Genomic DNA, 24,304 nt, shown 5'->3' on the forward strand with positions numbered 1-24,304 from the left:
CAATGGCCGATCGCCCTAAACGCAGCAAAATTGCTTTCATTTACGGATGAAGCATAATGAGTACAAAAAACAGCCCGCCGGGGACGTTATCACCTCAACTTTCACGTCGGCATTTTCTTCAGGCCAGTTCAGCACTGGTTGCTTTGCCTTTTTTCACCACACCTGGCCATGCGGCCAGTGAGTCTGTTGAGCCCGTGGCGCAAGAAAAAGGCACTGAACGTGTAGTTCACACCTGTAGTACCTTTGACTGCGGCGGCAAATGCGATATTCGGGCACACGTTCAGGACGGCGTTGTTACCCGCATTTCTACGCGTCCTGACGATGCGCTCGACCCACAAATGCCGGTTATGCGTGCCTGCGTGCGCGGTCGCGGCTATCGCAAGTTCGTCTACCATCCGGATCGTCTGAAATATCCGATGAAACGCGTGGGCAAACGTGGGGAAGGAAAGTTTGAACGTATCTCCTGGGACGAGGCCACGACGCTAATCGCTGACAAGCTAAAAAGTATCACCGCGAAGTACGGTCCGGCATCGCGCTATATGCACGTTGGCACCGCCACCTCGGGAGGGACTTTTTCAGGCAATGCAATGGCACAGCGATTGCTGAACATGACGGGCGGTTATCTGGCGAGTTATCACTCTGTCAGCATGGGAAATACGGCCGCCGCCACCCCGTATACTTATGGTATTGCTGCCAGCGGAAACTCGCTGGACACGCTGCTTGACACCAAACTGGTGATCCTTTGGGGACATAACCCGACGGAAACCATCTTTGGCCATACCAACCATTTCTTCCAGCAAATGAAGCAGAACGGCACGCGTTTTATTATTGTTGACCCGCGCTATTCCGATACCGTCTCTTCGCTGGCCGATCAATGGATACCACTGCTGCCGACCACCGACAATGCGCTGATGGATGCGATGATGTACGTCATCATTACCGAGAAATTGCATGATGAGGCGTTTATCCGTCGTCATACGCTGGGTTTTGACGAAGATTCTATGCCGGCAGGCGTGCCGGAAAACGAATCGCTGGTGGCGTATTTGACCGGTGCGAAAGACGGGGTGCGTAAAACGCCTGAATGGGCCGAGCGTATTACCCACGTTCCGGCGCAAACAATTCGTCAGTTGGCACGTGATTACGCTAACACAAAACCTGCTGCGCTTATCCAGGGCTGGGGACCGCAGCGTCACAACTGCGGCGAACGTACCGCGCGAGGTTCAACACTACTGGCAACAATCACCGGAAACGTCGGCATCAAGGGCGGCTGGGCAGCGGGCTATGGCGGCTGCGCTAACCGTAAATTCTGCGTTGGGCCAGAAATGCCGGATAACCCGGTTAAAGCGCAAATCTCGGTGATGAACTGGATGCAGGCCGCAGATGATGCCTCTAAGGTGACACCGCAGGACGGGTTAAAAGGGGCTGAAAAGCTGGAAAGCAATATTCGCCTGCTGTTTTCGCTGGCCGGTAATTACCTCACTAACCAGAACCCGGATCTGCGCCAGGCTGCGCGTCTGCTGGAAGATGAATCCAAAATTGAGTTCATCGTGGCGAGTGATTTATTCATGACGCCAAGTGCCAAATATGCCGATTTGCTGCTGCCAGAAACCAGCTTTATGGAGCGCTGGAATATTGGTGAAACCTGGGGGACTGGCAGCTACCTGGTACTGTCGGAAAAACTGATCGAGCCAGAGTTTGAGCGTCGCTCTGACTACCAGTGGCTGCGCGAGGTGGCTGCAAAACTGGGTATCGAAAAAGAATTCAGCCAGGGCCGTGACGAGAAAGCCTGGATCGAACATATCTGGGAGCAGACCCGTCTGGCAATGCCGGATGAAAATCTGCCGGATTTCGCCACGCTGCAAAAAACACGTCAGCATCTGTTTAAAAGCGAGCCGTATATCGCCTTTGAAGACAATATTCGCGACCCGGAAAATCATCCGTTCCCGACGCCGTCCGGCAAGATCGAGATCTTCTCTCAGCGGCTGTATGACATGCACCATCCGGAAATCCCGGCGCTGTCACACTATGTTCCTGCACACGAGGGCCCGGAAGATCCGCTCAGTGAAAAATATCCACTACAAATGATTACCTGGAAAGGCAAAAACCGCGCTAACTCCACACAGTATGCGAATCCCTGGCTACAGGAAGTGCAGACGCAAAAACTGTGGATCAATCCGCAGGATGCTGAAAAACGCGGCATCCGTCAGGGTGACGAAGTGCGCATCCATAACGATCGCGGGGTAAGTATTGTTCCGGCGGAAGTGACGCCGCGCATTATTCCCGGCGTGGTGGCAATGCAGGCCGGTGCCTGGTGGCAACCGGATGCGCAGGGCGTCGATCGCGGCGGCTGTGCCAACGTGTTGAGTTCGGCCCGTATTACGGCGCTGGCTAAAGGCAACTCCCATCAAACTATGCTCGTGGAGGTAGCCAAAGCATGAGCCAATTTAAAGACTATCCGCCCGTGAGCGATAAACAGCTGGGCTTTTTTATTGATTCTTCACGCTGCTCGGGCTGCAAAGCCTGTCAGGTCGCCTGTAAAGATAAAAATAACCTGGAAGTAGGGCGTCGTTTTCGCCGCGTCTATGAAGTGACCGGCGGAGGATTTATTCCCACCGGGCAGGGCGGAGTGCAGAACAACGTGTTTGCTTACACGCTTTCTATTTCTTGTAATCATTGTGCCGATCCTGTCTGCACAAAAAATTGTCCTACCACCGCAATGCACAAACGTCCTGGTGACGGTATTGTGCGCGTGAATACCGACAAATGCGTGGGATGCGGCTATTGCGCCTGGTCCTGTCCTTATGGCGCACCGCAGCTTAATAGCCAAACCGGACAGATGTCAAAATGCGATTTCTGCGTCGATTTGCAGGCGAAAGGTGAGCAGCCGGTCTGCGTGGCGACCTGTCCGCTGGGAGCCATTAAATTTGGCCCCATCGACGAACTGCGCGAGAAATATGGCAACGTCAACAGCGTGAAGGGATTGCCGCAAGCCAGTATCACCCAGCCAAATCTGGTGATTAAACCCCATCAGGGCGCAGAGAAAGAGGAGCATCGCCATGCATGAGTTACCGTTACTGCTCTTTACCCTGCTGTTGCAAAGTTCGGTTGGGGTTACAGTATGGCTGGCGTTGCTACGCTCACGAGCCGGAACTGGGTTATCCGGCGTGGTGCTCGCCTTTGTGATGGCCTGTATGGGGCTGCTGGCCTCAATGCTGCATATGGGTTACCCGTTGAATGCGCTCAATGCGCTGCGCCATGTTGCCAGTTCCTGGCTTAGCCGTGAGATTGTATTTGCTTCTCTCTACCTTGCCGCACTGGGGTTAAGCGGGTTGTTGATGATTTGCCGTAAGCCGGGTGCGAACCTGCTGCTGATGCTGGCAGCGGTGATTGGCGTCATCGATGTGTATTGTATGGGGCAGATTTACATGCATACCTCGGTGATCACCTGGCAGCATGTCAATACGCTGTTCCTGTTTTATGGAACATCAGTCATTGTTGGTTCGGTATTGATCGCATTGATGGCGCTGAAAGGACGCTGGGCCTGTTTACCGCAGCTGGCGAAATGTGCGGTCGCAGCGGTGACCATTATGGTGCTGGCGCGACTGCTGGTTCAGCCGCTGTGGTTTAGCGCCATCATGGAGGCAGGCCAGCAAATTGTCACCCTTCCTCATGCGCCGGTAGCGCGGCTACAACAGCTGCATAATCTGTATATTGCCGGCTGGATTGTCAGTGTTACAGGTCTTTTCTGTTTTGCCATCGGCGGGTTGCGAAAGGCGAAAGGCGCGCTGATTCTGGGGAGTGGGCTATTGATAATCGCAGAAGTGGTTCTGCGCTTTATCTTCTTTAGCATTGGTTAACCGTGCGCCTGTTCCTTGCCCAACCTCAGGAGGCACCGTCAATCGGTGCCTCCTGTTCACACCATCTTCTGCGCCACTCCGCCTGCCGGGCCTGCGTGGATGTCTGCCCAATGCAGGCGCTGACGCTGGTGGAGGGGAGCATAACGCTTACCAGTGAACAATGCCTTCGCTGTGGCAATTGTCTTTTTGCCTGTCCGGCCGGGGCGATTAACGGCATTCATGCGCCGTCACGTTATTATCGGCAGGAAACGCTGGTTGCGCCGCTTTCTCTTCATCCTCCCGATACGGCGGAACTTTTAGTCTGGCATCGTCTTTATCATATCCGTGCTGTCGCCTGTGACGCGGACAAACAACCCGGCTGGGCACTGGCCGTGGCGCGCCTGAATCTGGTACTTCTTAAGTATCAGGAGCCGGTCTGGCGCTTGCAGCCGCCTGTAGATCCACAGATTAACATCGCAAAACGGGCGCTGTTACCCGCCGGGAATAACATAGTGCACAGCGCCAGTGTTCCAACAGGAAAGCGTCTGTTGCGTCAGCTCTACCCCCGGTTCAGCGAAACCGTTGTGAAGGTAGATCCTCAGCGTTGCCTGCTTTGTGGAGCCTGTACACGCGTGTGCCCGGAAAACGTGCTGCGCCTGACGGAACACGTTTTCGAGACGGAGTCTGTACGCTGTACGGCCTGCAAAAACTGCCTTGCGGTGTGCCCGTCGCAGGCGTTGACGCTTGAAGAGGGGCCGAAAGAAGCGTTTATTAACCAGCAGGCGCTGTTTACCGTGCGATGCCCGAACTGTCAGCGCGCATTTGCGGCCTGGGAGAACGAGAGTTCGTTATGCCCGCTTTGCCGCCAGCATCAGCACGGTATGCGCAGCACTTGTTGCTAAAACTCATTTTATTTTAAAAAAATGTTATCTTCATCCATAGGCAACGTTACAGTTGCTCATTATAATTCGCGCTCCTGGATGCCGCGCGATGTGCAACGGCAGAACAACAAACAGAGGTTATCATGGCTATTGAACGTACTTTTTCCATCATTAAACCGAACGCGGTGGCAAAAAACGTTATTGGCAGCATCTTTGCTCGTTTTGAAACAGCAGGTCTGAAAATTGTCGGTACCAAAATGCTGCATCTCACCTCTGAAAAAGCAGGTGGCTTCTATGCAGAGCATCAGGGTAAACCTTTCTTTGATGGCCTGGTGTCTTTTATGACCTCCGGTCCTATCGTGGTTACCGTGCTGGAAGGTGAAGACGCCGTGCGCCGCCATCGTGAAATCCTTGGCGCGACCAACCCGGCTAATGCGCTGGCAGGTACGCTGCGTGCAGATTACGCCGACAGCCTGACCGAAAACGGCACCCATGGTTCTGACTCTGTAGAATCCGCCGAACGCGAAATCGCCTACTTCTTCGGCGAAGGCGAAGTGTGCCCGCGCACCCGCTAATTCCCGTCTTTACATTTTATTTCACGAATGTCGCGCGCAGGCGTGGCATCCGTGCAGCATAATTTGTACAATGCAGCGCCCCCGTTTGACGGGGCGTTTCTTTTTCAACCCTCCAGGGGCCATAACGTGTAATAACGAGGCCGGATTAAATTATGTCAGAACTGAATGTCACGCCTGAGATCGCCATCCCGGCGGTTGCCAATAAAGATGGAAAAATTAACCTGCTGGATCTCAACCGCCAGCAGATGCGCGAGTTTTTTAAAAACTTAGGCGAGAAACCCTTCCGTGCCGATCAGGTGATGAAGTGGATGTACCACTATTGCAGCGACAACTTTGATGAGATGACGGATATCAACAAAGTGCTGCGCAATAAGCTTAAAGAGGTTGCGGAAATCCGCGCACCGGAAGTGGTTGAAGAGCAGCGCTCTTCCGATGGCACCATTAAATGGGCGATTGCCGTGGGCGATCAGCGCGTTGAAACGGTCTATATTCCGGAAGACGATCGCGCCACGTTGTGCGTTTCTTCACAGGTTGGCTGCGCATTAGAGTGTAAATTCTGCTCCACCGCTCAGCAAGGATTTAACCGCAACCTGCGCGTTTCGGAAATTATCGGCCAGGTGTGGCGCGCGGCGAAAATTGTCGGCGCAGCGAAAGTGACCGGTACGCGTCCGATCACTAACGTGGTTATGATGGGCATGGGCGAGCCGCTGCTTAACCTGACCAACGTGGTACCTGCGATGGAAATCATGCTGGATGATTTCGGCTTTGGTCTCTCTAAACGTCGCGTGACGCTTTCCACTTCTGGTGTGGTCCCCGCGCTGGATAAACTGGGCGATATGATTGACGTTGCGCTGGCCATCTCTCTGCATGCGCCTAACGATCTGATCCGCGACGAAATTGTGCCCATCAACAAAAAGTATAATATTGAGACGTTCCTTTCTGCCGTGCGCCGCTATCTGGATAAATCCAATGCCAACCAGGGCCGGGTCACGATTGAATATGTCATGCTGGATCACGTCAATGATGGCACTGAGCACGCGCATGAATTAGCTGAACTGCTCAAGGATACGCCGTGTAAGATCAACCTGATCCCATGGAACCCGTTCCCGGGCGCACCGTATGGCCGCAGTTCTAATAGTCGCATCGATCGCTTCTGTAAGGTATTGATGAGCTATGGATTTACTACCATTGTACGTAAAACGCGCGGTGACGATATTGATGCTGCCTGCGGACAGCTGGCGGGTGATGTTATTGACCGTACTAAGCGGACAATGCGTAAACGGATGCAGGGTGAACCGATTGCCGTTAAGGCGGTCTGAAAATCTGAGCACTACGCGTCGGGGATGGCGCGTAGTGTATAGAGATGGTGAATAGATGGGAAAAACCCACTCGTGAAGATAATAATTACGGTGCGTTTTTGCCAACTTTAAGGCAGTATGTAGCGATACAACAACAGCTTAGCAACAAGTGCTCAAGCTGCTCTGTGATAGTTAGCCTGACAGTCTTATACTGTCTGTCGTTGACCAGGCAAATATTTCGCGGTGCGGGCATTAGCCGGCACCAGAATTTTAATTTCACGTACCAGCAGTTGTAGCGAATGAATACTGAAGCCACCCACGACCAACATGAAGCACAAACTACCGGCGTGCGACTACGCAACGCCCGTGAGCAACTCGGACTCAGCCAACAAGCGGTTGCAGAACGCTTATGCCTGAAGGTTTCCACGGTTCGCGATATTGAAGAAGATAAGGCTCCTGCCGAGCTGGCTTCAACATTTCTGCGTGGCTATATCCGCTCCTATGCACGTCTGGTGCATATTCCGGAAGAAGAACTGCTTCCGATGATGGAAAAGCAGGCTCCCGTGAGAGCCGCAAAAGTCGCCCCGATGCAGACCTTTGCGCTTGGCAAACAGCGCAAGAAACGTAGCGGCTGGCTGATGGGCTTTATCACCTGGATTATTTTCTTTGTTGTTTTGAGCTTTACTGGCTTGTGGTGGTGGCAGAACCATAAGGCGCAACAGGAAGAAATCAATACGATGGAAGCGCAATCTTCCGCTGAATTGAATGCCAGCGATAATCACGATCAAAACATCCCGATTGATACCGGGACCCCACCAGATTCTGAACAAAGCAACGCGGTTCCCCTGAACAACACCGATACCGCTTCTGCGGCACCCACAACACCAACGACGCCTGCGCCAGCCACGACGCCGGCTCCCGCTACGTCGGCCCCGGCAGAAAATGCGCAGGCAAATACTGTCGTTTCACCTTCTCAGGCGAACGTCGATGCCGCCCCTGCACAGGCACCGCTACCAACTGACCAGGCGGGTGTCACTGCACCGGTTGACGGCAATGCGCTGGTAATGGACTTCAATGCCGAATGTTGGCTGGAAGTATCCGACGCGACCGGCAAGAAAATCTATAGCGGTACCCAGCGCAGCGGCGGTCACTTAAACCTTACCGGTCAACTGCCCTATAAGCTTAAAATTGGTGCTCCGGCTGCCGTTCAAATTCAGTTCCAGGGAAAACCGGTCGATTTGAGCCGCTTTGTAAGATCTAATCAGGTTGCGCGTCTGACCCTCAATGCCGACCAGTCAGCAGCACAGTAACAGACGGGCACCGCAGGAGAGTTTTCATGCATAACCAGGCCCCTATTCAGCGTAGAAAGTCAAAACGGATTTACGTGGGGAATGTGCCGATCGGTGATGGTGCTCCCATCGCTGTTCAGTCAATGACCAATACCCGTACGACGGATGTAGAGGCAACGGTAAACCAGATCAGAGCGCTGGAGCGCGTAGGGGCCGACATTGTTCGTGTCTCGGTGCCCACCATGGATGCGGCTGAAGCATTTAAACTGATCAAACAACAGGTCAATGTTCCGCTGGTTGCGGATATCCATTTTGACTATCGCATCGCCCTTAAAGTGGCGGAATACGGCGTTGACTGCCTGCGTATTAACCCAGGCAACATCGGTAACGAAGAGCGTATTCGCACCGTGGTTGATTGCGCTCGCGATAAAAACATTCCGATTCGCATTGGCGTCAATGCCGGTTCGCTGGAAAAAGATCTTCAGGAAAAATACGGTGAGCCGACACCGCAGGCGCTGCTTGAGTCTGCAATGCGCCATGTTGATCATCTCGATCGTCTCAACTTCGATCAATTTAAAGTCAGCGTTAAAGCCTCTGATGTATTTCTTGCCGTTGAGTCCTATCGCCTGCTGGCGAAGCAAATCGATCAGCCATTGCATCTGGGGATCACCGAGGCCGGCGGCGCACGCAGTGGCGCAGTGAAATCGGCGATTGGCCTGGGCCTGCTGCTCTCGGAAGGCATCGGTGACACGCTGCGCGTCTCGCTGGCCGCCGATCCGGTAGAAGAGATCAAAGTTGGATTTGATATCCTGAAATCATTGCGCATCCGCGCCCGTGGGATCAACTTCATCGCCTGTCCGACCTGTTCGCGCCAGGAGTTCGATGTCATCGGCACGGTGAACGCGCTGGAGCAGCGTCTGGAAGATATCATTACGCCGATGGACGTTTCGATCATTGGTTGCGTTGTTAATGGCCCGGGGGAAGCACTGGTTTCCACGCTTGGCGTGACTGGCGGTAATAAAAAAAGCGGGCTGTATGAAGACGGCGTGCGCAAAGACCGTCTGGATAACGACGATATGATCGGTCAGCTTGAAGCCCGTATTCGCGCCAAGGCCAGCATTCTGGATGAAGCGCGCCGCATTGACGTCCAGCAACTTGAAAAATAACGTGATGGGAAGCGCGGCGCTTCCCGTGTATGATTGGACCCGTATTGCTCCCGCATTGTTCGCAGAAGCGCTTTAGGTTCATATTTATATTCAGAATAGAGAATAAACGTGTCAAAGAAAATTCAGTCTGTACGCGGTATGAATGATTATTTGCCGGAAGATACCGCAGTATGGCAACGCGTCGAAAAGATCATCAAAGGCGTCGTCGAATCCTATGGATATCGTGAGATTCGAACGCCTGTTCTTGAGCAAACACCGCTGTTCAAGCGTGCTATTGGTGAAGTCACCGACGTTGTGGAAAAAGAGATGTATACCTTCAACGATCGCGAGCGCGACGCTGAAGAAGTTACCTCATTAACCATGCGTCCTGAAGGTACGGCAGGCTGCGTTCGTGCTGGTATCGAACATGGACTGCTGCATAATCAGGAACAGCGCCTGTGGTACATCGGCCCGATGTTCCGCCATGAGCGTCCGCAAAAAGGGCGCTATCGTCAATTCCACCAGATGGGGCTTGAGGTCTTCGGTCTGCAGGGGCCGGATATTGACGCTGAGCTTATCATGCTCACTGCGCGCTGGTGGCGTGAACTGGGGATTGCTGAACACGTTCATCTCGAACTGAATTCGATTGGCTCCCTTGACGCACGTGCGAAATACCGTGAAGCCTTAGTGGCATTTCTCGAACAGCATAAAGAAAAGCTGGACGAAGACTGTAAGCGCCGCATGTATTCTAACCCGCTGCGCGTGCTGGATTCTAAAAATCAGCAGGTCCAGGCATTATTGAATGACGCCCCTGAGCTGGCGGATTATCTGGATGAAGAGTCCCGTGAGCACTTTACCGAGTTATGCAAACTGCTTGAGGCTGTAGGCATTCCTTATACTATTAACCAGCGCCTGGTGCGTGGTCTGGACTATTACAACCGCACGGTTTTTGAATGGGTCACCAACAGCCTTGGCGCGCAGGGAACGGTATGCGCCGGTGGGCGCTATGATGGCCTTGTTGAACAATTGGGCGGCCGTGCAACCCCGGCAGTTGGCTTTGCTATGGGGCTGGAACGACTTGTTTTACTCGTTCAGGCGGTTAATCCGGAATTTACTGCCGATCCTGTTGTCGATATATATCTGGTAGCGTCAGGCGCGCAAACGCAGGCGGCGGCATTGAACCTGGCTGAGCGTCTGCGTAGCGAAATACCTGGCGTGAAGCTCATGACCAACCATGGTGGCGGCAACTTTAAAAAACAGTTTGCCCGCGCCGATAAATGGGGTGCCCGCGTTGCACTGGTACTGGGTGAATCGGAAGTCGCTAACCATACCGTTGTAGTGAAGGATTTGCGCTCTGGTGAGCAAACGGCAGTAGTGCAGGATAGTGTTGCCGCGCATTTGCGCACTTTACTGGGCTAAGGAGTAGGACTGCGTGGAAATCTACGAGAACGAAAACGAACAGGTTGAGGCGCTCAAACGCTTCTTCTCTGAAAACGGCAAAGCGCTGGCCGTTGGGGTGATTTTAGGTATTGGTGCGCTGGTAGGCTGGCGTTACTGGACCGGTCATCAGGTCGAGGTTTCAAGAACCTCTTCACTTACCTATGACAATACCGTTTCTGCACTGCGGGCAGACAAGCCGGAAACGCTGGCCGCCGCTGAGAAATTCGCAGCGGAAAACAAAAATGTCTACGGTGCTTTTACGGCCCTTGAACTGGCGCAGCAGTACGTTGATAAGAACGAACTTGATAAAGCCGGTAAGCAGTTACAGCAGGGGCTGGCTGACGCATCGGATGAAAATTTACAGTCCGTCATCAGTATGCGCCTTGCCCGCGTACAGCTTCAGCAAAAGCAAGCGGATGCCGCGCTGAAAACGCTGGAGAATATTAAGGGTGAGGGGTGGACGGCTATTGTCGCCGATTTGCGTGGTGAAATCTTGCTAAGCAAAGGTGATAAAAAGGGCGCACACGCTGCATGGGAAGCGGGTGTGAAAAGCGACTCTTCGCCTGCGCTGAGTGAAATGATGCGCATGAAAATGAATAATTTGTCCATCTGAGAGGGACCCGATGCAATTGCGTAAATTACTTCTGCCTGGCGTGCTTTCTGTCGCGTTGTTAAGTGGCTGTTCACTGTTTAACGGCGAAGAAGACGTGGTTAAAATGTCTCCGTTGCCGCAGGTTGAAAACCAGTTCACGCCGACCACGGTATGGGATACCTCTGTGGGAAGCGGGATCGGCGAGTTTTATTCGAATCTCCATCCGGCCTTCGCTGATGGTGTAGTATATGCGGCCGATCGGCGTGGTACCGTTAAAGCGGTAAATGCCGATGATGGAAAAGAAATCTGGAGCGTTAGTCTGGCAGAGAAGCAAGGCTGGATGTCTTCCTCTCCGGCGCTACTGTCTGGTGGTGTAACGGTTGACGGCGGTCACGTCTATGTTGGCAGTGAAAAAGCCCAGGTTTATGCGCTGAACACCAGTGATGGTGGTGTCGCATGGCAGACACAGGTCGCAGGTGAAGCACTGTCGCGCCCGGTGGTGAGCGATGGCATGGTCCTCATTCATACCAGCAACGGTCAGCTTCAGGCGTTAGATCAGGCCAGTGGTGTGATTAAATGGACCGTTAACCTCGACATGCCGGCGCTGTCGCTGCGTGGCGAGTCCGCCCCTGTTACCGCATTTGGTGCGGCGATTGTTGGCGGTGATAACGGTCGCGTGAGTGCTGTACTGATGCAACAGGGCCAGATGATCTGGCAGCAGCGCATCTCGCAGGCCACCGGCCCGACCGAGATCGACCGTCTGAGTGATGTCGATACCACGCCGATTGTCGTGGATGGCGTTATTTACGCGCTGGCCTATAACGGTAATCTCACCGCCCTGGATTTGCGTAGCGGGCAGATCATGTGGAAACGTGAACTGGGTTCAGTCAATGATTTCATCGTTGACGGCGGTCATATTTACATCGTCGATCAGACCGATCGTCTGTTGGCGCTGACGACCGACGGTGGTGTGACTCAATGGACGCAGAGCGATCTGCTGCATCGTAACCTGACGGCTCCGGCACTGTATAATGGTTCTATCGTGGTTGGTGATAGCGAAGGTTATCTGCACTGGATTAATCCTGATGACGGCCATTTTGTCGCCCAGCAAAAACTGGACGGTTCGGGTTTCCTGACTGAGCCTGTCGTTGCGGATGGCAAACTGCTTATCCAGGCGAAAGACGGTACGCTGTACGCCATTACGCGTTAATCTGTCGCGTAATATGAAATCAACGGCTCCTGTTATCACAGGGGCCGTTTGCTGTTTATAGAAATAGCGATATTCCGCGCTATTTTTGAATGAATTTGAGTAAAAGAGGCTTTAAACATGATACCTGTGGTCGCGCTTGTCGGACGCCCTAACGTCGGAAAATCCACGCTATTTAACCGTCTTACGCGTACTCGTGATGCGCTGGTGGCGGATTTCCCCGGGCTGACGCGTGACCGTAAGTACGGTCGTGCCGAAGTAGAGGGGCGTGAGTTTATCTGCATTGATACCGGCGGTATTGACGGCACGGAAGAGGGCGTTGAAACCCGGATGGCCGAGCAATCTCTGCTGGCAATTGAAGAAGCTGACGTGGTGCTGTTTATGGTTGATGCCCGCGCGGGTCTGATGCCGGCTGACGAAGGCATCGCTAAGCATTTGCGTTCGCGTGAAAAACCGACATTCCTCGTGGCGAACAAAACCGACGGCATTGACCCGGATCAGGCCGTGGCGGACTTCTGGTCGCTCGGCTTAGGTGAGATCCATCCTATTGCGGCGTCGCATGGCCGTGGCGTTGTCAGCCTGCTTGAACACGTATTGCTGCCGTTTGTCGATGAGGTCAATCCGCCTGAAGAGATTGATGAAGAGGCTGAATACTGGAAGCAATTTGAAGCGGAACAAAACGGTACCGACGTTGAAGAGGAAGAAGATGACTTCAACCCGCAGGATCTGCCGATTAAAATTGCGATTGTGGGTCGCCCGAACGTAGGTAAGTCTACGCTCACTAACCGTATTCTCGGTGAAGAGCGCGTGGTGGTCTATGACATGCCCGGCACCACCCGCGACAGTATTTATATCCCGATGGAACGCGATGAACGCGAATATGTGCTTATTGACACCGCCGGGGTGCGTAAGCGCGGCAAAATCACCGATACCGTTGAAAAATTCTCGGTGATTAAAACGCTACAGGCGATTGAAGATGCCAACGTATGTCTGCTGGTCATTGATGCCCGTGAAGGCATTTCCGATCAGGACCTCTCGCTGCTGGGCTTTATCCTTAATAGTGGGCGCTCACTGGTGATTGTCGTCAACAAGTGGGACGGCCTGAGCCAGGAAATCAGAGAGCAGGTGAAAGAGACACTGGACTATCGTCTGGGCTTTATCGATTTTGCCCGCGTGCACTTTATCTCTGCGCTGCACGGTAGCGGGGTAGGGAATTTGTTTGAGTCCATCCGGGAAGCTTACGACAGTTCAACACGTCGCGTTAGCACCGCAATGCTGACCCGTATTATGACGATGGCCTCTGAAGATCATCAGCCGCCGCTGGTGCGCGGGCGACGCGTGAAGCTGAAATATGCCCATGCTGGTGGCTACAACCCGCCGATTGTGGTGATCCATGGTAATCAGGTGAAAGACCTGCCGGATTCCTACAAGCGTTACCTGATGAACTACTTCCGTAAGTCGCTGGATGTCATGGGTACGCCGATCCGTATTCAGTTTAAAGAAGGGGAAAACCCGTTTGCCAACAAACGCAATACCCTGACGCCCAATCAGCTCCGTAAGCGCAAGCGCCTGATTAAGCACATCAAAAAAAGTAAGTAACCGATATCGCCCTCTCTGCACTGGAGAGGGTTTTACCCGCAGGACTGTGAAGGAGAGAAAATGCAGCTCATATGCCCTCATTGCCAGACCCCGCTGGAAGGTTTCGGTGACCATGCGCACTGTATTACCTGTGGCAAAGATTTTTTCCTGCAAGCACGTTGTCCTGACTGTCAGCAGCCTCTGCAGGTATTGAAAGCTTGTGGCGCGATTGATTATTTTTGCCAGCACGGGCATGGGCTGATTTCTAAAAAGCGCGTTGAGTTTGTTATTATCTGATGAACTTATTTAAATAAGTAATAATATTATTTAATCGATATAAATTGGATTTTTATTAATATTTATAATAAATTAAGATTGCCAATATAATAATTATTATATATACATTTAACTTAAGATATTAATTGTGTCAGTATATTTTTCGGAATTTATTTAGGCTGTTTATTTTTTATTTTATCCGGTGTTTGAATAAAATGTTGCTGTGGATGTTTAATCGCTAACACAGGGACATTAGCGTGTGCATGGTGCGTTTATTATTCTTTTTAATATTAATATCTGGCGTCGCCCACGCCGGAGAGGATAGTCGCGCATCTGAAACTGACAAAAATAAATCCGAATCCACGTTACCAGACCTGGCCAGCGATTCTGCCCAAAAAGAAGAACAAGAGAAGGAGGGCAAATCAATCAAGCAGCAAGGTGCGGATTACATCATCAATTCTGCCACTCAGGGCTTTGAAAACCTGACGCCGGAGGCGCTGGAATCGCAGGCGCGCAGCTATCTGCAAAACCAAATCACCTCTTCAACCCAATCCTATATCGAAGGGCTGATGTCGCCCTATGGCAAAGTGCGCTCCAGCCTCTCGGTGGGCGAGGGCGGCGATCTGGACGGCAGTTCGCTGGACTATTTTGTTCCCTGGTATGACAACCAAAGCACGCTGATATTCAGCCAGATCTCCGCACAGCGCAAAGAAGATCGCACCATTGGCAACTTCGGCGTCGGCCTGCGGCAAAACGTTGGCGACTGGCTGCTCGGCGGCAACGTTTTCTATGATTATGACTTTACCCGCGGCCACCGTCGTTTAGGCCTGGGAACCGAAGCGTGGACCGATTTCCTGCGCTTTTCCGGCAACTACTATCACCCGCTTTCCGACTGGAAAGACTCCGAAGACTTTGATTTCTACGAAGAGCGTCCGGCGCGCGGCTGGGACGTGCGCGCCGAAGCGTGGCTGCCGTTTTATCCGCAAGTCGGCGGCAAGCTGATATATGAACAATATTACGGCGACGAAGTTGCGCTGTTCGGCACCGATAATCTGCAAGAAGATCCTCATGCGGTGACGCTGGGGCTAACCTATACCCCTGTGCCATTAGTTACCGTCAGCACCGATTACAAAGCCGGAACGGGTGACAGCAACGATTTCAGCGTCAACGCCACCATGACCTATCAGTTCGGCACGCCGCTGGCGGCGCAGCTCGATCCGGAAAACGTCAAAATCCAGCACTCGTTGATGGGCAGCCGTACCGATTTTGTCGATCGTAATAACTTTATCGTCCTTGAATACCGCGAGAAAGATCCGCTGGACGTGACGCTGTGGCTGAAAGCCTCTGAGGCTAACACTCACCCGGAGTGCGTGGTTGAGGATAAGCCGGAGAAGGGCGTAGGGCTCGAGAAGTGCGAATGGACGGTCAACGCCCTCATTAACCACCACTACAAAATCGTGACCGCCTCGTGGCAGGCGAAAAACAATGCCAGCCGCACGCTGGTGATGCCAGTGGTAAAAGCGAATGCGCTCACTGAGGGCAACAATAACCGCTGGAATCTCACCCTCCCAGCCTGGGTTAACGCCAGCACCGACGCCGAACGTGAGGCGCTTAACACCTGGCGCGTGCGCCTGACGCTGGAAGATGAAAAGGGCAACAAGCAGAACTCTGGTATTGTCGAAATTATCGTCAAACAGGGGCGCAAAATTGAGCTGGTGGTGGACAACATCGCCGATACCGATCGCACCGATCACAGCCACGAAGCCACTGCCCTGGCAGACGGCGAGGATGGCGTGGTAATGGATATATTGTTGACCGACGCCTTTGGCGACACCACCGACCGTAACGGTAAGGAACTGGTGGACGAGGCCATGACGCCAGTGCTTTATGACAGCAATGACAAAAAAGTGACGCTGGCCGAGAAGCCCTGCACCACGGAAACCCCCTGCGTGTTTATCGCCAAACGCGATAAAGAAGCCGGGACGGTCACGCTTTCCAGTACGTTACCCGGCACTTTCCGCTGGAAGGCGAAAGAGGACGCCTACGGCGACAGTAACTTTGTTGATGTCATCTTTACCGGGGACGATATTGACGATCTTAACGCCATCATCTATCAGGCCAAAGCGTCCAGCCCCATCAATCTGATAGGCAAAGAAGACAAGCACCCTGTGGTCAATAACATCTACCGTTTTGTACTGTGGCGCGACAAAAACAAGGACGGCGTGTTCCAGATGTCGGAGCAGCTTTCCGAGGACGAGATGGCGCTGTACGACTATCAGTGGGAATTCACCGGGCAGAGCGTGAACGGTCACACCGGGGCGGAACCCAAAACGAGTAATAAAGATTTAGTGCTGCCAAAAACTAACCGTGAAGCAGCACAACTGTTTGCGGCCCATGAAGAAGATGGCGTACAGGGCTACGGCATCCGCGTGGTGTACAGCAAAAAATAGCGTCGGCGTAATGGCTGACCGGCCAGTCGCTGAATTTTGAAGAAAAGGAGTGTCTTAATGAAGTCAACTATCAAGCAGCGGCTGAGTAAGGTCGCACTGGCGTTAGCGGTAGCAGGTTATTGCGCGATCCCATCGGCAATGGCGGCCGGCGAGGGGTCACGAGGTAATCTAAAACAAGGTAACTGGCAGAGTGCGACTGAGAGTACTGGCACGATTAAGGGGACGCCGCCCTGGTTCACCCGTGCTGACCAGCCCGTAGGCGATGGCAGCGCGTCGGATACGAATAAAGACCATGTGACGGTGGCGATTGATCGTGGTGCACGTACCGCTACCACACCGGGAGAGAAACAGTTCCACGTTGGCGATAAAATCACCATCAGCTGGGCGCTTGGCGATACTGAACTTGATATTGATACCGACAATATCGAAACCAAAAAAACGGTTCAGTGGGTGAGCTTTAGTGACCAGAACGGCGGCGATCCGAAACCGATCGGCACCGTAGGTAGCGATACCTATACCATCCAGGACGAGGACGCCGACCGTTATATCGGCGTCAGAATCCAGTCAAAAACCACAACGGGTGATCCTGCCTTCACGGACCCTGTTCTTCTGAAAGACCTTTCCACCAACGCTGGCGGCGGCGCTGACGACGATGATATCCCGGAAGGTCCGGTTGTGGATGAAAACGTACATGTTGTTATCCATGAAGAAGGTCAAAGCACCAACCTGTTGGGTTCGACCGCCAACCTCAAGACCAACACCACTTATCAGGTATTGCTGTGGAAAGACCTTGATGGTGACAACACCTACGATGGCGGCGATGAAAACGTCACCGACAACTACAACTACCGTTGGAGATTCACCGGCACCAGCGGCATTGCAACCGGTCAGGGTTCTGCGGGTATTGTCAACTCGAAATACGACAACAACGACCTTGTTATTCCGGTTACCAACGCCCAGGCGAAAACCGAATTCGAAGGCGCCGAAAACGGCGTTACCGTGGGCACCAACGGTGTTCAGGGCTTTGGTCTGTCTGTCGACTACCAGCGCAAATAACATTAACGCCATGCCATTCCCTGCGGGGAATGGCATTTCCGCGCATTTTGCCTAGTTCACGACTAAGCAAAGTGTGTTGAAAGATTGGAACAAAAACGGGTGACTATCGTTCATGAACAGGAACTGGCAGATCAACAACATTTTTTGCTTTTTACTGACATTGTTGCTGATGTTCGGGAGCCTTGCCGCGCCCGTACAGGCCGCGCTTGAAAGTGGCACCTGGCAGGAACCGGAATCAACAACCGGCATCATCAACGGCACCCCTCCCACCGCCGACGGCGCGGCAGTCCCCGTTTATCAGGGCAGCACGCGGTTAGACCTCGCTAACGCGCCATATACCGTGCAATTTAGCGCAATGCCGCGTGATTTCAGCGCCGACGACACCCCAGCCGCGATGCAGCCGATTAACCCGGCTGATATCGAAGGTGATGCTCTGGCCGTCCCGCCGTTTCGCTGGGAAGGTGGTGAACCCTCTGCCAGTTTGATCTGGGCCGACGCCGCCACGCCGGACGAGCCGCTCAACCCGCAGCCAGTGCCTAACCAGACCTTCTGCGCGCAGAATATGGCCGGGCGTCAGCTCGTTGTCTGGTCGCAGGTTGACACCGAGGCGCAAGAGACCCCGCCCGCGCTCTACCTGCTTACCGCCACCGGCGTACCCAGCACCAATCCCGTGCCGCTGCTGGAGCAAAAAATCGCCATTAATATCGCCCCGGCGGTGGGCGATCCCATCGCCGTCACCGCCGATAATTTTGATGAAACGCTCGGCGCGGTCAAGGTCAAAGCGGGCGAGCCGATTACGCTGCATATCGTCACCCGCGGCTGCGACGGGAATGCGTTTCCTAACTCTCCGTTTATCATCACCCGCAAAGACGCGCAAAACCGTCAGGGCGCGGTGAACAACAGCAAACCGGTACACGTTGGCGATACCGAGCTGACCACCACGACGACGGAATTCCACGGCACCAGCGATGGACGCGGCGAAGCGACGGTTACCGTCACTCAGGATCAGGGGCCAGGCGTTAAAACCGTGTTTCAGGTTAGCTCAGCCAACTTCCCTGCGCTGAAAGCGGAAATCCCGGTTATTTTTACCACCCTGACCAGCCCGGACGTGCCGGAAGCCAACATGTGGGGCCATATGGCGGAAACCTCAACGGCAGAGATTTCTGGCGAAACCTACACCTTTACTCGCCCGGCATTAAAAGCGGAAGCGCCGGATTCAGAAGGGTCGATCAACTCCAATAACGAAACCTGGGCGCGCTTTCAGTGGGACAGCGCAGACAGCTACTGCGATATTATGCCGGATGTCAACCAGCTTAAAGCGCTAAAAACCGCCCGTGGCGACCTGGTGCCCACCATCGGCTGGCCGGTGTCCGGTACCGGTTACTACCGCTCGTCTACGGTAGCGCCAGCGCCGTTTTATCATTTTGGCTACAACATGCGTGACGATAACATTGTCAGCATACGTGATAATGAAAACGTGATTGTCAGCTGCGTTGATAAAGCCATGCCCGTGGTCACGCCTGCGATACAACTCGTTCTGTCGGGAATGGATGAGGCCCACAATGCGGCGATTGCGCAGGTAGGCGAAGAGATCACGATGACCATTATCCTCACCGACAGCGTCACCGGCGAACGCCTGCCTTTTTACGCGTTCGACCTGTATATGGATGAAGAGAAGAACCACCAGGGGCAGACCCGTTCCGAGGCTTATGCAGAAAATTCCGCCTTTGCCTGGCGCGATAACGTGGTCTCTGCGAACTTAGCGGGCGCAGGCGTACCCGGCCACTATACGGGCGTCACCGGGGAAAATGGCCGCATGGTGATCACCCTCAAGCAACCGGACGGCGCGGGCGTGTTAACCCCGCTGCGCGTGGTCGCCAGCGACGTAGAGGCGACCGCCAACGTGGTGTTTACCGTGCCCACCAGCCCGCAGCCGGATGTAGAAGGCGCCCGCATGTGGGGGCATATGGACGGCAGCGTTATGGCGGCGGGGCAGCTATTTAAACGCCCGATGCTGGCGTCAGAGGCCAGCAGTGAAACCGGCTCAACCATTGAAAACCGCGAAACCTGGGCCACCTTCAACTCGCTGGACGCCGGGCTTGCCCAGTGCGGCACCGGGCAGGTGCCGTCGCAGCTGTCGCTGAACGCGCTCTACAGCACCCATTCCGGCAACACGATGGAAACCGAAAAAGGCTGGCCGACCGGCAGCCACAGCTACCTGACGGCGGATGTCATCGACGCACAAACGAAAAACGTTAACCTGGAAACCGGCGCGGACGGCAGCTTCACCAGCGAACCCAACTACCTGAGCTGTTCCGCCAATGAGGTGGTCTCTCACATTGACGCCTACTTTTTTGATGACCCCACCATACTGGGCGCGGTGGCGAAAGTGGGTGAGAAAATCAAAATGAACGTCAAGTCGACCAATATTATCACTGACGTTCCGCTTCCTGGCGTGCGCTTTACCGTGAAGATCACCAACATTATCAATCGTGACGGCGGCAGTACCGGTTTTGACGACCCGTCGGGTGGTGTGCTGACCATTGACGGCGCAGAGTATGGCATTAATACCACGCTTACGTATGAAGGCATTACGGACGCCAACGGCAACGCGGAAGTGATGATAACCCAGCCGCGGGGCGTTGGGCTAAAAACCCTGTTCGATGTGGCCCCGCAAAACTCGATGGTCTCTACGCCTGCAAATCGCAGCGTCACCTTTACCGTCCCCACCAGCCCGGACTCGCCGAAAGCCAAAATGTGGGGCCATATGCCGGACACGCTCACCGTCGATGGCATGACCTTTGAACGCCCGAAACTGGCCGAGGAAGTTGGCGCCCACGACCGAACCTATAAAGAAGCTAACGAAATCTGGGTGCGCGTTTTGCAAGCTGATGCGGACGGTAACCCCGGCGCGGGCGGCTGCGCGGCTAACCGTCTGCCGCGTATCGATCAACTGCAAGCGCTCTACGGCGCTTACAGCGGCGGCGCGATTAACAGCGCGCAAGGCTGGCCCGTGGCCAAAGCCTACTGGTCATCCAGTTTCGCCAACGCCAACAACTGGAAGCAGATCAACCTGGGCAGCGGTGAAGAAAAAACCGGTTCCGCCGGGGAGGATGGTTCCGATTACGTCAGTTGCCTTGACCGCGACAACCCGGCCGCCGCCTCCATCACCATTGAGCCGGTAGACACCTCGCTATGGTATGACAACGGCGGCGTACATGCGGTGAAGGTGAAAAAGGGCGACACGCTACAGCTAAAAGTCACGGTGAAAGACGCCGCCGGTAACCCGCTGCCCTCCGCGCCTTTCGTGCTGAGCCGCGGCAATGGCTATAACCGCCAGAATGAAGAGTTCCAGGCAGGCTCTGGCGATGCGATAACCTCGCCGGTGATCATTGACGGCGAATCGCTAAACGATACGGCGAGCCAAATCGGCGACATTACGGGAAGCGACGGCAGCAAAATTATCAACGTCACCCGCCCGGACGCCCTCGGCACCCGCACGGCGATTATTGCGGCAATCTACCATAACGCCACCATTCCATCCGCCTCGATTGACACCATCTTTACCGTGGCCACCAGCCCGGATGTCAGCGTCGCTAACATGTGGGGCCACATGACGGAATCGCTGACCGCCGGGAATGGCCGGGTCATCCAGCGGCCGCGGCTGCTGGATGAGCTGAGTCAAAAGGAGAATACCTCTTCGACCACGGAAGATAACGAAATCTGGGCGAGGTTTTATGGCCCGCATGCACCTAAACAGAACCCGAATAACTGCGCGCAAGGGTATTATCCGTCCAGGGACGATCTGACCTCGCTGTATGACGCATATCCAGGCCGAATGATCAAAGACGTTCATGGCTGGCCGGTAAACCGCTCTTACTGGACAGGTTCCCTCCCGCCAGCTGTCGCCCCGACTGCAAACAGCCTGTATATCGTCGATCTGGACGATGGCGGGCTGAGCACGGCGTCGAATGGCAGTGCAAACAACATGCAGTATCAGGTCTGCGCCTCGTCAGCGGCACCGCTGGGGGCGCTGATCACCCTCCAGGCCGCTGATATCGGCGGGCAGACGGTGAAGGTGAAACGCGACGAGGCAGCGAAGGTGGTGGTCACCCTCAGGGATGCCGCAGGCGCACCGATGCCCTACACCGGGTTTGCACTGACGCGCGTTTCCGATACGGCGCGCGACGAAAGCTACCCGTCATCGTCATGGGGGGGAGCGAAAATGATGTACGTGGCGTCGGCGGGCCAGACATCGCCAATCGAGCTGGGGACTTACGCCAATGCGCAGGTTGTCAGCTCGACGGGGGCTGACGGTACGCAGACGTTAACCCTGGGCGAGCCAGATAGTCCCGGTATCAAAACCACGCTGAAGGCAACGATGGTGGGTCAGGAGACGCTTGCTTCCGAACCGCTGGAGGCCATTTTCACCGTGATCACCAGCCCGGACAGCGACAAGGCCAGGATGTGGGGCCATATGCCGGAAACCGCCACCGCCAACAACGGCACAGTGTTTAAGCGCCCGCTGCTTTACACTGAACTGGCTTCGGCGCAGAGTGAGAATACTCCCCTGTATAGCGAATCAAATGAAAACTGGTACAGGCTGAAACGTAGCGGCCTTGACGCCGATGCCGGTGCCTGCCCAACGCTACAAATGCCGGCGAGAGCAGATCTTGAGTCGCTGTATGACGCTCATCCAAATCAAGCTATCGTGCCCGATCTCGGTTGGCCCACCTCAGCTAGCTGGTGGGCGGGGGATAAAATGTTATCGGGCAGCAGCTTCTCCTGGCAGTACGTCAATATAAAAAACAACTACTGGAAGAGTGCAACGAGTTCAGCTGAACTTTATGTACAGCTTTGCCTGACTAAACCGCGCATTGCGGCGGGCAGCCTGACGCTGACGTTGACCGGCCAGGATGAAGCCACCGGCATCGCGAAGGTGAAGAAAGGCGAAACCATCGCCGCCACCGTACAGGTGAAAGATACCGCCGGCCAGCCGATGAAAAATGTGCTGGTTAAACTAAGCCGCGATCCGTCAATGAGGCGCACCGGTGGTTCGTATACCCCCTCAAGCTCTGTTGCTGATAGCGACGATATTACGCTAAGCAACTTCTCGCCATCTGCACAGCCCACCTTCGTGATGGCAACGACAGCTGACTCTGTGAATGTCTACACGGACGACCAGGGGATGCTCACCTTCACGGTTTCTCAGGATGCCAGCGCAGGGCTCAGTACGGTCATTAACGCTAAGGTGATGGACGGCCGAAGCCCGTCAGTCAAAGACAGTAAAACCGCGATCTTTACGGTCATCACCAGCCCGGACACGCCAAAGGCCAAGATGTGGGGCCATATGCCGGAAACCTTCACCAATAGCGATGGTGTGGTGTTTAAGCGCCCGCTACTGCGTAGTGAACTGAGCTCAACCTCGAATACCACAGGGCGAAGCGTCGTTAACGAGGAGTGGTATACGTGGGATAGGTATTCCCGTGTTAAAGAAGATAACTCGCCATGCGATGCTTTAGGGATGCCGACGGCCAGTCAGTTAAAAACGTTGTATAACGATTATCCAGGTGGCGAGATTGCCACCGCTTTTGGCCTGCCGCTGAATTTTGTATGGGCAGCGGGCGATCTCACGATACCCGATGGCAAGCCTGTCGTTAGTAGCACCTCTACTTACTATCAGTACGTCAACCTGGAAGACGGCACCATTCAACCCAGAACGACCAACACCCTCGTCACCACAATGCAACTTTGTCTGGCAACGCCCCGGTCGCTGGTCGTGAGGCAGGCTGCTGATGATCACTGGGATGCGCAATATGATGCTGCGAGGGCGAAAGTCAAGGAGTCCATCGCAGTGACGGCGACCGTAACCGACGACGCCGGTACGCCATTACCGGGTACCGTTGTGCAACTGTATCGTTATACATCGACGCAGAGAGACAACAGGGAGAATACCCTCTCCAGCCAAAGTGGCATGGTGGTGCAATCGGAGGGCGTGTCATTATCCTGGGTGATGAAGTCTTTCTGGTGGGGTATAACGGGGGCTGATGGTCAGGTTCACTATACCGTTAATCAGGATGGGAGCACTGGCCTGAAAACGAAGCTACAGGCTTCGCCGGCCGATAAAACAACGTTTGAGGGCGGTGAGGTGGATGTTATCTATACTGTCCTGACCAGCCCGGACACCGACAAAGCCAGTATGTGGGGCCATATGGCTGAAACGGTAACCACCAGCGGCGGCATCGTTTTCCGCCGCCCGCTGCTGGCGGCAGAAGTGTCGGGCAATAATAACACTGGCTATCCGATGGTCAATGAGCTTTGGTCATCCGTCAATCAGGAGCAACTCTTGATGCCTGGGGCGAGCGGATGCGATGGCGAAAAACAGCCGACGTACAGCGCGCTGCAAGACCTGTACGACGATGACGATAAAAAAGACGGCGGGTTATTCACGAACTATGGCTGGCCTGTTAAAGAAGGGAATTCGGGCGTGAGTGCGTACTGGTTAGCGTCAGATCCCGATCCCGCTACGCATTTCGCGCAGGCAATTTATCTGCTTGATGGCACGAAACACACCGCCAGTTCGCAAACGGCGCTCTACCGGCAGGCGTGTTTGCGCTGAGGGGGAAGGGCCGGATAAGAGGGCTTATCCGGCTCGAAGGAGGCATTGCGGCTGGACATTGT

General features: G+C 54.3%; 16 protein-coding genes. All 16 read left to right on the plus strand.

The genetic code is table 11. The features are described 5' to 3' along the window. Positions 1-56: 56 nt before the first annotated feature. The 16 genes from CHU32_RS20385 (at position 57) to CHU32_RS20460 (ending at position 24,242) form a co-directional block, all read left to right on the plus strand. Entirely contained in the window at positions 57-2,438 is a 2,382-nt protein-coding gene (locus CHU32_RS20385; protein WP_103677699.1) for a DMSO/selenate family reductase complex A subunit, read from the plus strand. Then, positions 2,435-3,064: a DMSO/selenate family reductase complex B subunit gene (locus CHU32_RS20390; RefSeq protein WP_103677700.1), complete on the plus strand. Its 630-nt coding sequence runs from the start codon at positions 2,435-2,437 to the stop codon at positions 3,062-3,064. The genes CHU32_RS20385 and CHU32_RS20390 overlap by 4 nt, the downstream gene beginning before the upstream one ends. Next, positions 3,057-3,857 carry a dimethyl sulfoxide reductase anchor subunit family protein gene (locus tag CHU32_RS20395; RefSeq protein ID WP_103677701.1) on the plus strand — a complete coding sequence of 267 codons (801 nt, stop codon included), beginning with the start codon at positions 3,057-3,059 and terminating at the stop codon, positions 3,855-3,857. Before CHU32_RS20390 ends, CHU32_RS20395 begins: the two co-directional genes overlap by 8 nt. 2 nt (positions 3,858-3,859) lie before the next feature. Beyond that, positions 3,860-4,738, plus strand: a complete 879-nt coding sequence (locus tag CHU32_RS20400) for a 4Fe-4S dicluster domain-containing protein (protein ID WP_133159274.1) — start codon at positions 3,860-3,862, stop codon at positions 4,736-4,738. Positions 4,739-4,860: 122 nt separating this feature from the next. Next, on the plus strand, positions 4,861-5,292 hold the full coding sequence (gene ndk, locus CHU32_RS20405; protein ID WP_103677702.1) for a nucleoside-diphosphate kinase: 432 nt from the start codon (positions 4,861-4,863) through the stop codon (positions 5,290-5,292). 152 nt (positions 5,293-5,444) lie between these two features. Further along, positions 5,445-6,611, plus strand: coding sequence for a dual-specificity RNA methyltransferase RlmN (gene rlmN / locus CHU32_RS20410; RefSeq protein ID WP_103677703.1), 1,167 nt, complete (start codon positions 5,445-5,447; stop codon positions 6,609-6,611). A gap of 278 nt (positions 6,612-6,889) precedes the next feature. Then, positions 6,890-7,900, plus strand: coding sequence for a cytoskeleton protein RodZ (gene rodZ / locus CHU32_RS20415; RefSeq protein WP_103677704.1), 1,011 nt, complete (start codon positions 6,890-6,892; stop codon positions 7,898-7,900). 26 nt (positions 7,901-7,926) lie between these two features. Then, complete coding sequence (ispG, locus tag CHU32_RS20420; protein ID WP_103677705.1) at positions 7,927-9,045, plus strand: flavodoxin-dependent (E)-4-hydroxy-3-methylbut-2-enyl-diphosphate synthase; 1,119 nt, start codon at positions 7,927-7,929, stop codon at positions 9,043-9,045. A gap of 108 nt (positions 9,046-9,153) precedes the next feature. Beyond that, positions 9,154-10,443, plus strand: a complete 1,290-nt coding sequence (gene hisS, locus CHU32_RS20425; RefSeq protein WP_103677706.1) for a histidine--tRNA ligase — start codon at positions 9,154-9,156, stop codon at positions 10,441-10,443. 13 nt (positions 10,444-10,456) lie between these two features. Further along, the gene (locus CHU32_RS20430; protein WP_103677707.1) at positions 10,457-11,077 is read left to right on the plus strand and encodes a YfgM family protein; all 621 of its coding nucleotides are present in this window, start codon (positions 10,457-10,459) and stop codon (positions 11,075-11,077) included. Between the two features lie 10 nt (positions 11,078-11,087). Beyond that, positions 11,088-12,266 carry an outer membrane protein assembly factor BamB gene (gene bamB / locus CHU32_RS20435; RefSeq protein ID WP_103677708.1) on the plus strand — a complete coding sequence of 393 codons (1,179 nt, stop codon included), beginning with the start codon at positions 11,088-11,090 and terminating at the stop codon, positions 12,264-12,266. A gap of 117 nt (positions 12,267-12,383) precedes the next feature. After that, on the plus strand, positions 12,384-13,862 hold the full coding sequence (gene der, locus CHU32_RS20440; protein WP_103677709.1) for a ribosome biogenesis GTPase Der: 1,479 nt from the start codon (positions 12,384-12,386) through the stop codon (positions 13,860-13,862). 60 nt (positions 13,863-13,922) lie between these two features. Continuing rightward, a complete protein-coding gene (locus tag CHU32_RS20445; RefSeq protein WP_103677710.1) occupies positions 13,923-14,138 on the plus strand; it encodes a zinc ribbon domain-containing protein in 216 nt (71 codons plus the stop codon). A 242-nt stretch (positions 14,139-14,380) separates the two neighbouring features. Continuing rightward, on the plus strand, positions 14,381-16,567 hold the full coding sequence (sinH, locus tag CHU32_RS20450) for an intimin-like inverse autotransporter SinH (RefSeq protein ID WP_103677711.1): 2,187 nt from the start codon (positions 14,381-14,383) through the stop codon (positions 16,565-16,567). 57 nt (positions 16,568-16,624) lie between these two features. Continuing rightward, entirely contained in the window at positions 16,625-17,623 is a 999-nt protein-coding gene (locus tag CHU32_RS20455; RefSeq protein ID WP_103750923.1) for a SinI family autotransporter-associated protein, read from the plus strand. Between the two features lie 112 nt (positions 17,624-17,735). Next, a complete protein-coding gene (locus CHU32_RS20460) occupies positions 17,736-24,242 on the plus strand; it encodes an adhesion domain-containing protein (RefSeq protein WP_103677713.1) in 6,507 nt (2,168 codons plus the stop codon). Positions 24,243-24,304 lie beyond the last annotated feature (62 nt).

The sequence above is a fragment of the Superficieibacter electus genome (assembly GCF_002915575.1).
GTDB lineage: Bacteria > Pseudomonadota > Gammaproteobacteria > Enterobacterales > Enterobacteriaceae > Superficieibacter > Superficieibacter electus.